Origin of the sequence: Desulfosporosinus hippei DSM 8344 (assembly GCF_900100785.1) — a bacterium.
In the GTDB taxonomy this organism is placed as follows: Bacteria; Bacillota; Desulfitobacteriia; order Desulfitobacteriales; family Desulfitobacteriaceae; genus Desulfosporosinus; species Desulfosporosinus hippei.
On record NZ_FNCP01000003.1, the window covers coordinates 99,858 to 112,287 of the forward strand.

Sequence of the window (12,430 nt, forward strand, 5' to 3'; positions counted from 1 at the left end):
ACAAAGACAAATTAGGCGTCTTCCTTCCACTTTATTAGTGCAAGGAAGACGCCTTTTTGACAGATGCGTATTCCAATTCATACCCTTAGGGCTAAGTTCAACAGATAGCCCCTTGAGCCGATTTGGTTAACTCATTAATAAAAAGATCTATTAGTGAAGGATCAAATTGTTTCCCACTTCCCTGCTTTAACTCGTCTATAGCTTCTTCTTTAGACTTGGCTGGTCGATATGGCCGACTATGAGTCATTACGTCATAGGCATCCACTATCGCAACCAGTCGTGAAAGCACCGGTATTTGATCCCCTTTTAATCCACGCGGATACCCGGATCCATCCCAGTGTTCACGGAGAGCCAAGATTGCTTTCGCGACAACTAATTCGTCGATAGATTGGGCCATACGAAAGCCAATTTCGCTATGCCTCTGCATAATTTCCCATTCTTGATTGGTCAATTCGGTATCCTTACCTAAAATTTCTTTGGGAATACCGACCTTACCTATATCATGAAGCCTTGTCATCAAGTTTAAATTATCCAGATCAAGTGACCCCGCGCTCAATTCAGCTGCCTTCGCCAAATTAAAGGCCAAATATCCGACCCTCTCAACATGCCCCGGGTCTTCGAAAAACCTTTTATGCAGTTCTCTTTCTACACTTAGGATCAGTCGATTACGTACATCCTTGCTTTTTAACAATTTGTCACTATACATTCTATTCTCAGCCATGCCAAATAAATCCGAGATATTCTTTGTGAATTTTTTCTGAGTCGCCATACCTAATGAAACACTAAGCTCAGTCGGTAATCCCTCCTGCTGTTTACAGCCGGCAATTATTCGTTCTGCCACTTTTTCGCAAGCCTGACTATCTGTACTGGGTAATAGGATTATGAATTCATCCCCTCCCCAACGGGCCACTATATCAGTTTTCCTAGTACATTGCAGCAGTACTTTTGCCAGGCGTATTAAAAGTTCATCCCCCTGAATATGCCCATATACATCATTAGATAATTTTAGGCCATTTAAATCAGCCATGATAACACTCAGGGGGAAGGTATCCTCCATTTGAAGCTCTTCCAACCAGCTATCAATATAGGCCCGATTGTATAAGGACGTAAGTTTATCGTGGAAACTCAAAAAAGCAACTTGTTCCTGGGCCTTATGCTTTTCTGTAACATCAGTAAGTATCAACATACATAGAAGATTGTCATCTTCATAGCTTGGGGGAATTGGTTTCAGTTCGATTGAAAGATATTGGTCTTCTCTTTTTATAACTTTAGGCAGTTTACTAATGGTCTGCTGTAATATCTCATGTTCAGTGGATTCTAAGACAGTTCTGAAAACCTCTGCAAAAAGAGCATTTTGTTCTTCATCTTCGCTTCTGAGTAAATCAAGAATATTCAGCCGGCTAATTTTAAAGCCAAATATTTTCTCGCATTCTAAACTGTATTCTCTATTAATAATCAGATCCTGCCCAAAAGTGAGAAAACCTTGACCAGCGTTATTTAAAATGTTCTTAATTTCATTTTCTCTTTGTAAAAGATTGCGGGCCTGAATATCGCTAATTTTAAAAATTCGCCGCGTAAAGGTTAGCAGCTTTTCGTAATTTGCTACAATTAACTTATAATCTGTTAGAAACTCATTTCCCTCATACTTACCGTCAGCTATGTCTAATAACGCCTGTTCCAGAACCCGTAGTTCCTTATCAAACAATTGTCTCTGAAAATCTCTCTCGATCATTAGAGAAGTCCTTTCTATCTTTTTTTAGCTGGGAACTTGGTTTCTTACTCTTATCTACGGAAAAGGGATAGGGCCCTTGGGAAGATTAATCTTTGGCTTAGTCAACAGATACACTAGACCTGAAAGCCAATTACTGTGATATCATCTCTTTGAGATTCCTCTTGACAAAAATCAATTAATGCCTGATTAACGAGGTTTCGTTGTTGTTGGCTACTAAGATTACCGCATTTCTCTAGCAACGATAAAAATCGTGTTCGTCCAAATGAATGGTTTTTTGACCCTCCATTCTGGTCAAGAAATCCATCCGTTGTCATATAAAAGAAATCGTCTTTTGAGAACTCCACAACCCAATCTCGAAATATTTGGTTGGGATCCGATCTCAGGTAACCAATACTATGCCGATCTCCTTGGATCCTAAGAACACCTCCTGGGCTTTTATGGTACAGATCAATTTTAGCCCCAGCAAATACTAAGGTGTTATCTTGATATATACATATCCCTATATCCAAACCATCATCCGTAATACATGTACCCTGTTTATTCATTGCCGATCTCATTCTGAGGTTGAGTTCCTTAATAATTTCGCTGGGACTCAAATGCTGCTCTGCCTGAACAATATGATCAAGAACCGGGGCTACTGCCATGGTCATTAAGGCACCAGGCACTCCATGTCCGGTACAATCTGCCACTGCCAGAATAACTTTATTGTCCATTTTCCGAAGCCAATAGAAGTCACCGCCTACAATGTCTCTTGGCTTCCACAATACGAAACTACTCTTAAATGCTTCACTCATCTCTTGATCTGAGGCAATGATTGTCTCTTGTAGTTTCTTAGCGTAATCGATGCTATCCATAATCTTAATATTTTGTTCTTTTAGCTCCTGAGTTCTTTCGTCAACCTGTCGTTCAAGCTCCTGGCTTATCTTAATAGCTCGTTTCAGAGGATTAGCTATTCGAGTGGAAACCAGATAGAAGACAAAAGTTATTAGCACCAGAACTAATACTGCGGCAAGAATAGTATTGGTCATAATGGTCTGTAAAAATCCAATGGTTTCTTTTCTGGGAACCTGTAAAACTAACTGCCAGTCAGTGGATTTTAGGGTCTGGTGCACAAGGTCAATAAGTTCTCCGTCAGAGTTCTCGTATTCCATAATTTCTGGTTGTTCCATGCCGTGATTAACATCATTTAAAACCATTTGACAAATATCTGCCGGCAATATATCCTCTAGCTGCTTCCCCTGATCTTCTAAATTAGCTGCCAGATGAATCTTTCCCAAGCTGTCGACCAGCCAGATAGTTCCGATTTCCCCATATCTGTAAGAGGATAATTCCTCAGATATATCACCAAGATCTAGGCCAACACCGGTTACACCGATAGGTTGTTCAGGATCACCCATTAAGGCATCGATAAAGACAAAGGTGTTCTTCCGTTCTTTATTGTAATCAATATTTATATAGATAGGATTCTTTGACCGGATCGTTTCAAAAAACCACTTATCCTCTGGGTTAGTTTCAGATAATCTACCCGCTACTCCACCTTCGGCCCAATAAATCTGCGTCTTTACACTGGCCAAGAAAGTATTGCTGTAGTCATATTCCTTAGCAATGGTGTTCAATTTTTTTAAGGCTAATTCTCGAGCGTTAAGATCAATTTCTCCGTTAGCAACCCATTCCATTAAAAAAGGATCCTTAGCCATTATTAAGGATGTTTCCTTGGCCCTGGCCATCCTACCGTCAATTTTGCTGGCTGCTGACTGAACGATAAAAAATAGATCCTTGGTCTTAAGCTTTTCAATCACAGCCTTTTTTGTAATGTTATAGCTTAAGGAACCTGTCAAAAGCATGGAGAGTGCAATACTAAGACAAGCCAATATAATAACCCACATCGTCCCTTTGTCATATAGGCCTGATCTTTTTATCTCGTTCACATTCTTACTCCTGTCCTACCGTCATATTATTCTTCATGCCCAACCTATGAATTATATCTTAATGATTCTTCGCTGCCTCTGGAATAATTTCAAAGGGAAAGGTCATATCTTCCTTAAATTCCTCAGCGCATTCAACTTCGCTTTCATTTTCCATATCACAGTACCAATTAAGTTGGAGATTAACTCCCCGCTGAAAAGCTTTCTCAAAGCTTTCCAGAAGCATCATGATACACTTCGAACTGCTAGTATTCACATAACTAAGTCGAACTTCAACGTGAATTTCTTGAGGATTAGTGGCTAAATAAGAATCTATCCAATTAAACACTGGGTCATAGAATTTAAAGGCATTCTCAGGATAAGATTGTCCTTTAAGAACCAGCATGCTCTTATCTGAATCAAAATCTATTAGGGGCGTTGCTTTTGTTGACTCAATTAATAGTTTTTCCATAGTGTCCACCTCTCATTAAACCATAACTGTAAGGGTAAAGAATGCTAAGTCCTGCATATCCCGCATGGAATAATGCATAGGCTTGCTGGATTTTCTGGCTATATCAATGAGACCCAGACCTGCTCCTGTGCTACCGGGAGGCAGTTCTTTTTTCATTTGTTCTTTATAACGCTTTTTAAGCTGGTCTTTATCTAAAGGAATCACAGAGTCCAGAGCATTTGCCAACTTCTCTGCATCGGTTTTCTTAACTAAATTTCCCGAACAAATGAAATAACCTTCTTCGTTTCTACCGATAGTCACAATCCCTGAATTATATATCTGATCATAAAAATCACTACCAAGTTGTGATAATGCATATTTCTTAATATTATGGGTGATTTCTACGAAAATCGCGAAAACATTATAGATATCATTCCGGGGACGATCCTCTGCCTTCATATGTTCCATAATAGCTTCTCCAAGCTCCTCAATGATGCCTTGGGAAAAACGACCAGAAAAGCTGATCAAAATTCCACGAGAACCTAATGTGCTTTGTAAATCTAAGAGCATCTTTTCGTCAAACATTTTATTCCTCCTTAGCGCAAACCTCAATATCATGCATCTTTCGACGCATGATATTACTATTCCTGCAATTTTTCATTTGTTGTTATTAAATACTGTTGAGGATCTGTCAGGAAATAATAAACCTTGTTCAGTTAAGCTAAGATATTTAGTCCTTAAAGTGATATCCCCGTTCATCGGTTACAGGGGCTCCTCTCTTATCTAACGACATTTTGAAGACAAATAAAATATCGTTCTGCATAAAAGACACAGAACGATAGATCAGAGAACCCAGGCTGGAAATTAGGCACAAATAGACCTCACCCAATACTACATCGAAGGCTTATTAGGTCTTCTTAAACGAGAAAATACCTTAGTCAAGAATACTAAAAAGGAACTATCAGTATTTCCTACTTGTTCTGCGGAGTATATGCCATCGATTTCATTGATATCTTCAATAATTTGCTCCATATCAATTTTCCGAAAAGGCGTCCTTACTTTATATTCGAGGGTAGTTCTATGGTGATCTTCTTTTAACAAAGTCATAGAAATGTTTTGGGGAACTATACTGTGGGATTCAAGAAGTCGATTAATGTCTTTTACTTTACAGGTTCCATTAATAGCTTCAACTTTTATAGTTTGACTATTCCTGAAAAAGTATGTTTCCACAGAACGTTCTAAGGTAAGAAAAACTAAAACTGTTACAAAAAATGATGAGAAATAAAATCCTGCTCCGGCAGCTAACCCTATCGCCGCAACTACCCATAATGAAGCTGCCGTCGTTAAGCCTTTAACCGAGGTCTTATCTCTTAAGATTGTACCTGCTCCCAAAAAGCCTATACCGGAAACAACTTGGGCTGCCAGTCGAGCAGGGTCTTTATTTACTGTCGCAAAGTCATTAAATCCATACATCGATAATATCATTATTAAGGCAGAGCCTAAGGAAACTAAAATATGAGTCCTAAATCCTGCGGGACTGTCATTTTTTTCTCTCTCAAAACCAACAACACCGCCAAATACACATGCTATGAAAAGTCTCAATGCCATCTCATACTCTGTAATATACATTTAATTCTTCACCTCGTTTCTAAATGGACGATTATCCCGGCTTTACAGAAACGACCTAAACTTGCATTTTTGTTAGTTTAATATATCTATACGCTAAAACATACTATAATTCCTTTTATTCCTTAAGCAGCATAATAGAGTTTCTTTATAGAGACTTGAGGAATAATCTCATAGAGAACTATAATCAGGAGTATTATTCCATTTCCAAGCCAACAGGACAATGATCTGAACCCATGACATCATTATAAATAACTGCAGCTTTCAATCGATCTTTTAACATTTCAGATACACAGAAGTAATCAATGCGCCATCCGGCATTATTGGCTCTTGCATTGAACATATAAGACCACCAAGTATAGGCATTTGTCTTATCCGGATAAAAATACCTAAATGTATCTATAAAGCCACTCTTAATGATTTCTCCGAATTTATTTCTTTCTTCCATTGAAAACCCAGCATTCTTTCTATTAGAACTTGGATTTTTAAGATCGATTTCCTGATGGGCAACGTTCAAGTCTCCACAGAAGATGACGGGTTTGTTTTTTTCGAGATCTTTAATGAACTTTAAAAATTCTTCTTCCCATTTCATTCTGTATTCCAGTCGTGCTAACCCTCTTTGAGAATTTGGAGTATATACTGTTACTACATAGTGTTTTTCAAATTCCAGAGTTATAACTCTTCCTTCTTTATCATGCTCTTCCTGACCTATTCCATAGCTAATCTTCATCGGCTCGCTCTTAGTGAAAATGGCCGTTCCTGAGTAGCCCTTTTTTTGAGCAAAATTCCAATACTGATAATAGCCCTCCAAATTAAAGGGGATTTGATCTGCCTGAACTTTCGTTTCCTGAAGGCAAAAAATATCCGCATTTTCCTTCTCGAAAAAGTCCAAAAACCCATTTTTTACACAAGCCCTAATTCCATTAACATTCCATGAGATTAATTTCATAATCTTAATTCTCTCCTCTTTAATCCAAAGTTTGTTGTTAAAAATATTAATTTATATTTTTGGTTTTTTTGGCCACTACTCTTTACTTTAGCATACTACAATTTTCTATATATTTAATCTACTAAAAATAACCAAAGGTATTTAATTTTGATACCCCGTATTTCTTGGATAAATTGTCATATCCAAGAAATACGGGGTATTGTTCAATAGATTCACTCTTCTCTATCACACAAATAGTTTCTTCGATAAGCTTTAGGGGTCATATTCATCTGCTGTACAAAAACACGATTAAAATATGAGGGATCTGTAAAGCCACACTCACTAGAAATGCGATAAGCAGGATAATCAGTTGTTTCTAATAATTTACAAGCATACTCTATCTTCAATTTATTGACATAATCGATATAGCTGACTCCTACTTCTTTTTTAAAGATACGACTAAAATACTGGGGGTTCAAAAATACTTTCGAGGATACTAATTGGAGAGGTAATTTTTGTTTAAAGTTATCATGAATGTATTTTAACGACTTCTCGATAAGGTAGATCTGATCTGTTTGTTGTTCCACAATTTCCTCATCGGGATCAACTTTGTTAGCCGCAACTGTCGTCAATAAGTCATGAAATACCTGTTTGAAGACGGAGGGTTTGATTGGTTTCAAGAGGTAGTCCTGAACACGGAGTCGGATTGCTGTTTGAGCATAGGAAAAGTCCGAACAGGCTGATAGAATCACAACACTTACCTGGGGCAGGAATTTCTTGATTTCCTGAAGGGCCTGCAAGCCATCCATCTCAGGAATGAGTATATCCATTATTATTACGTCCGGACGGTATTGTTTGGCAAGTTTAACGGCTTGAATACCATCATCACAGGTAATCAGTTTATCTTTAGGGTGCAGCTCTTCTGCTACAATCGATTTGAGAAATTCTAATTCAAGTAATTCATCTTCTACAATTAAAACTACGCTCATCCCTATCTCCTCGCATTAGGTTTGGTGGGAATCGAGATGGTGACAGTACTTCCACTATAGTCGGACTTTGCAATTTTCAAGCCGTAATTCTCTCCGAAATATCGTTTCAATCGGTTGTCCGTGCTGCGGAAACCTATGCCCAGTTTATTCTCCGAATCTTGCAAGCTTTGTAAGACTTCCTTGGGAAAACCATTACCATTATCCATGACCGAAATATTAATATCATTTTTATATTTTTCAGCGGTAATTTTTATCTTACCCCCATCCCTTTTTGGAGTAATGCCATGGATAAGTGCATTCTCAACAACCGGCTGAATGATCATGTTCGGTATTCTATAAGGCTTAATATTATCAGCAATATCAATATCATATTCTAAACGATTTTTAAATCGTATCTTCTGAATATAAAGGTATTTTTCAATGTTATCTATCTCTGCCCCAATGGTGTGTAACTCATCGTCTTGTTTTAAATTATAGCGCAATAAATCTGAGAGACAGTAAATTAGTTCTTCTGTTGTATGGGATTTTTCGAAATAGGCAATTCTGGCAATAGAATTTAGGGTATTAAATAAAAAATGAGGGTTAATGAGCAAGGACATATTTTTGGCTTCTAGATCGATAATCTTTTTTTCCAGCATTTCTTTTTCAATAGATAAGCGGGCAATCGCTTTATCAGCAGTATTGATACTTTGCGAAAAATCATAGCTTATGTTTTGGGTAATATGATTGCAAATTTGTTCGTGAATTTCAATTTTATTTTCTTCAATAGTCCGTATTGCCGCAATTGATTTAGCAATAAACTCCGGTGCCAGTTCTTTATCCTTCGCTATATCGTTTATATCAATCAGATACTTCTGATACTCACTGTCTGTTGAGTAAACCTGGGCTCCGACAACATAACCTATGGTTTGGTTATTAATCTCCACCGGCAAAAGCATATTCGCCAGTCCATACCGGCAGTTGAAGCGTAATTTATTTCCTGGTTCTAATCTTGAAATATAGTCTGAACATATCCGCGCCTCATCTTCCTGGCAAATAAACTTACAGAAATCAGGAGACGGATTAAACTCAAGTAATATTTGTCCATTAGTATCAATCAGTTGCAAGGATATATTGGACAATGATAGTAGTCCGCTATAACGTGAATACAGATTGGCATCTAATAAGTTTTTTAAGGTTTCATTTGTCTTGTCCATGGTTTTAGCAAAACTTCCTTCTCAATGATTGATTCTAATTTCTCTTAGCGGATAAACAGGCTTCTTAGATTGAAGTTTTTTCAGATTCCTGTTGGGTTATGCTTGTCAATCTGCCCCTAATAAATAAAAAAGAATCAACCACTGTCTCCACAGTAGTTCAATTCATTCGATACATCAGAACCCGGCCTTTCATAAGAGAATCTTGTAACATAACCACTATTTTTGGCAATATGTGAAGATATATGTCACAGATTCCGATACAGATAAATTCATAATACAACACCGTCATTAAAATGTAAATAAAACGAAGGTCAAAACCTCGCTAAGAGATTTGACCTTCGTTACATTTTGTCCTAAGAATTATTAAGCTTTTTTGCCACCGGGAAGCATCATCTCTACGTCACCGTGTGGACGTGGAATGACATGAACGGAGATTAATTCCCCAACTCGTTGAGCGGCAGCAGCACCGGCATCAGTTGCAGCTTTTACAGCTCCAACATCTCCTCTTACCATAACGGTTACCAAAGCACCACCGACTTTTTCATAACCCATCAGCGTAACGTTAGCAGCTTTAACCATAGCGTCTGCTGCTTCAATTGCTCCTACCATACCTCTGGTTTCAATTAATCCTAAAGCATCTGATTTATTCATTGTTGTTTCCTCCTAATAATTTTTATTTTAGAATAGTTATTCTTGAACTTGATGTGAGAGCCATAGCATTTGCTTCTTCTGTGTCAATGTGAAACTCAAGGGCTGAAGTATTGGTAGCTCTGATGACGACATTCGAGTAGGTTCCTCCTCGAAGTCCATCTATTTGAATGGTTACCTTTTCCCCATCGCCTACGCCAAAGTTTTTAGCATCTTCCAAGGTCATATGAATGTGCCGCTGAGCAATAACCAGACCTTTGGTAAGAAGTATGCTTCCTTTGGGGCCAATGAGTGTGACTCCCGGAGTACCTTGCAAGTCTCCAGACAGTCTCACCGGAGCGGTAATACCAAGCTTAAAGCAATCTGCCTGGAGTATTTCCACCTGTGATTCACTTCTCGCCGGTCCCAGGATACGCACTTTTTCAATAGCACCTTTCGGACCAGCTATGATCAGAGTTTCTTTACAGGCATACTGCATAGGTTGAGATAAATCCTTGGTCTTTGTCAATTGGTATCCTGCCCCAAATAAGGTTTCTAAATCTGCTTGGGACAGATGAATATGACGATTTGATATTCCTACCGGTATTGAACTTAAGTCCTTGTTCAAATAACCCCCCTCTTTGATTGCTTCCAGCACCAGTGCTGCTAACTCCTCATAGTTCGCCACTTTTAGTTATCACCTCTTTTTTTCAGCATGGAAATGACTTCATTCACAACGCTCATGATCTGATCGTCACTGATGGCACTAGGCATGCCACTTTGGGCATCGCAAGCTGAATAGGTGGGGGTTTGATTTTCGGTAACATCTTTGATTCCATAGGCAACACGTTTTATATTGATTAAGTGCATGGGGGTTACATTATCGGAGGTTGCACTTCCGCCCCAAGTACCGCAACCCAGTGTAAAGGATGGAGAAAGACCTGTACTTGCGCCCACGCCGCCCTGACTGGAGGCTGTATTGACCAAGATCCTGAATACAGGTTTTTCAGCAAATTTAAGGGCCATTTCAGGATTTTGAGTATGAATGGAAAGGCTGTGTCCGACACCACCGTTATTCAAGAGTTTAATGCACAGATCACAAGCTTCTTCCCAGTCTTTTACGGTATAAAATGCCAATACGGTGGTTAACTTTTCATAAGATAGGGGGTATTCTTCACCCACACCGTGTTGTTCTCCCAACAGGACTTTTGTGCCGGCTGGAATGGTTATACCCGCGCCTTCTGCGATAACTGCCGCAGATCTTCCTACCATTTTGGCGTTCATGGCATGATTGCGAGTAAACAGGTTTTTGGCAACTTTGCTTGTTTCCGCAGGTGTCATGAAGTAGCCGCCTTGACGTTTGAACTCTTCCATGACCTGGTCACGAAGGCATTCTTCAACAATAACTGATTGCTCAGAGGCGCAGATTGTTCCATTGTCAAAGGTTTTACTGGCAATAATATTTCGGACTGCTTTCGGGATATCGGCTGTTCTCTCAATATACGCAGGAACGTTGCCTGGGCCTACACCTAAGGCTGGTTTTCCGGCGCTGTAGGCCGCTTTTACCATGGCTGAGCCACCTGTGGCAATAATCAAGGCGACTTCATTACATTTCATAAGCTCATTGGTGGCACCCATGGAGGGTTTAGAGATGCATCCGATAATATTGGCCGGAGCACCTGCAGCGACGGCTGCATCATTCATTAGTCTTGCTGCTTGGAGGGTGCATTTTAGCGCGGAAGGATGCGGGGAGAATACAATCCCGTTGCGGGACTTAATAGCAATAATCGATTTATAGATAGTCGTAGATGTGGGATTCGTTGATGGGATAATTCCCATCAGTAGTCCTACCGGTTCAGCAATTTCGATAAGTTTGTTGACCTTATCATCTTTGATGACTCCAATGGTTTGCATGGGTTTGATGAATTCGTAGAGTTCTGTGGAAGCAAAACGATTTTTAAAGATCTTATCCTCTACTTTACCAAAGCCTGTTTCCTCTACTGCCATTTTTGCCAGTGAAATTGCATTCTCTTCAGCTACTTTGACCATATTACGAATGATTTTATCAATCTGCTCAGCATTAAATTTTGCCAGCTCACTTTGGGCTTGTTTAGCTTGACGAGCAATATTTCTGGTCTCTTGTACGGATTGTAAATCATAATCAAAGTTTTCCAATTTACTATTCCTTCCTCACACTGTCTTGGCTTTTTTAAATACTCTTTACTGTTTGTACTCGTGCCTGGATTATTCTTAGTTTGTAATTTCCTCTATCCCCTAAGATCAGCCCAGTTTGCCGGGTAGGTTACATAAAAGAGTTTGGCATAATCTGATGAACTCCAGGTTACTTTAGAACCTTTAGGTACCAGGAGGGCATCACCCTGATGAGCGTGATATGTCTCTCCATTAATGGTGATGGACAGGCTTCCTTCGAGAACTACATCTATCTCTTCATAGTCTAACTCCCACTCAAAGGTGGATTTCTCAATGGTCAAAAAACCTGCGCTCATCTTAGATTCATCTTTACTGATCACTTCACGATAAGCTACGTTGGTGTAGGGACTGCCTGTGTCAAAGGTCTCAAGCTTTACGGTTCTGCCCTTTACAACTTTCAGTCCGCTTTTTGATTCTCGATCACTGCTAAAAGGTGTTTCGGGAGATGAAGCAGGAATATTTGCCATGAGCTGGTTGGTTAATACAGCTTTGACAACTTGAAAGATCATTTCCGGGTCAATCTCGTTTTCACCGCCGCTTTTTTGCGGTTCGCTGTTATTAGAAATTGGATTACCTACATTCGTTGGATTTGCCGTTGATTCTGTCGTCGTAAATTCAATCCCCAGATCTCTTGCCAGATCCTTAGCTGCCAGAGTAATAATAGTATTACTGTCAACGAAGTATTGTTTTTGCCCCTTTTTTGCAGCATCTTTTACTTCGTTTGCACTAATGAGTTTTTTCAAGGCCGCACCTCCTTTCGCTAGAA

General features: G+C 39.2%; 12 protein-coding genes. All 12 read right to left on the bottom strand.

Going from position 1 to position 12,430, the window contains the following annotated elements:
• Positions 1-97: 97 nt before the first annotated feature.
• The 12 genes from BLS16_RS03740 to BLS16_RS03795 all read right to left on the bottom strand — a co-directional run bounded on the left by BLS16_RS03740 (position 98) and on the right by BLS16_RS03795 (position 12,407).
• Complete coding sequence (locus tag BLS16_RS03740) at positions 98-1,732, bottom strand: diguanylate cyclase domain-containing protein (protein ID WP_092330130.1); 1,635 nt, start codon at positions 1,730-1,732, stop codon at positions 98-100.
• A gap of 113 nt (positions 1,733-1,845) precedes the next feature.
• Positions 1,846-3,660 carry a SpoIIE family protein phosphatase gene (locus BLS16_RS03745; RefSeq protein ID WP_092330131.1) on the bottom strand — a complete coding sequence of 605 codons (1,815 nt, stop codon included), beginning with the start codon at positions 3,658-3,660 and terminating at the stop codon, positions 1,846-1,848.
• Positions 3,661-3,718: 58 nt separating this feature from the next.
• Positions 3,719-4,108, bottom strand: a complete 390-nt coding sequence (locus BLS16_RS03750) for a DUF1987 domain-containing protein (protein ID WP_092330133.1) — start codon at positions 4,106-4,108, stop codon at positions 3,719-3,721.
• A 15-nt stretch (positions 4,109-4,123) separates the two neighbouring features.
• On the bottom strand, positions 4,124-4,672 hold the full coding sequence (locus BLS16_RS03755) for a SiaB family protein kinase (RefSeq protein WP_092330134.1): 549 nt from the start codon (positions 4,670-4,672) through the stop codon (positions 4,124-4,126).
• Between the two features lie 306 nt (positions 4,673-4,978).
• A complete protein-coding gene (locus tag BLS16_RS03760; protein ID WP_092330135.1) occupies positions 4,979-5,716 on the bottom strand; it encodes an MgtC/SapB family protein in 738 nt (245 codons plus the stop codon).
• A gap of 193 nt (positions 5,717-5,909) precedes the next feature.
• Positions 5,910-6,662 carry an exodeoxyribonuclease III gene (locus BLS16_RS03765; protein WP_092330136.1) on the bottom strand — a complete coding sequence of 251 codons (753 nt, stop codon included), beginning with the start codon at positions 6,660-6,662 and terminating at the stop codon, positions 5,910-5,912.
• 212 nt (positions 6,663-6,874) lie between these two features.
• On the bottom strand, positions 6,875-7,630 hold the full coding sequence (locus BLS16_RS03770) for a response regulator transcription factor (RefSeq protein WP_092330137.1): 756 nt from the start codon (positions 7,628-7,630) through the stop codon (positions 6,875-6,877).
• A gap of 2 nt (positions 7,631-7,632) precedes the next feature.
• Positions 7,633-8,826, bottom strand: coding sequence for a histidine kinase (locus BLS16_RS03775; RefSeq protein ID WP_092330138.1), 1,194 nt, complete (start codon positions 8,824-8,826; stop codon positions 7,633-7,635).
• Between the two features lie 363 nt (positions 8,827-9,189).
• A complete protein-coding gene (eutM, locus tag BLS16_RS03780; RefSeq protein ID WP_014905094.1) occupies positions 9,190-9,477 on the bottom strand; it encodes an ethanolamine utilization microcompartment protein EutM in 288 nt (95 codons plus the stop codon).
• Between the two features lie 22 nt (positions 9,478-9,499).
• Entirely contained in the window at positions 9,500-10,141 is a 642-nt protein-coding gene (locus BLS16_RS03785; RefSeq protein ID WP_092330140.1) for a phosphate propanoyltransferase, read from the bottom strand.
• A gap of 2 nt (positions 10,142-10,143) precedes the next feature.
• Positions 10,144-11,628 (bottom strand): acetaldehyde dehydrogenase (acetylating), encoded by a 1,485-nt coding sequence (locus BLS16_RS03790; protein ID WP_092330143.1) that lies wholly within the window; start codon positions 11,626-11,628, stop codon positions 10,144-10,146.
• A gap of 92 nt (positions 11,629-11,720) precedes the next feature.
• A complete protein-coding gene (locus tag BLS16_RS03795) occupies positions 11,721-12,407 on the bottom strand; it encodes a cupin domain-containing protein (RefSeq protein ID WP_092330145.1) in 687 nt (228 codons plus the stop codon).
• Positions 12,408-12,430 lie beyond the last annotated feature (23 nt).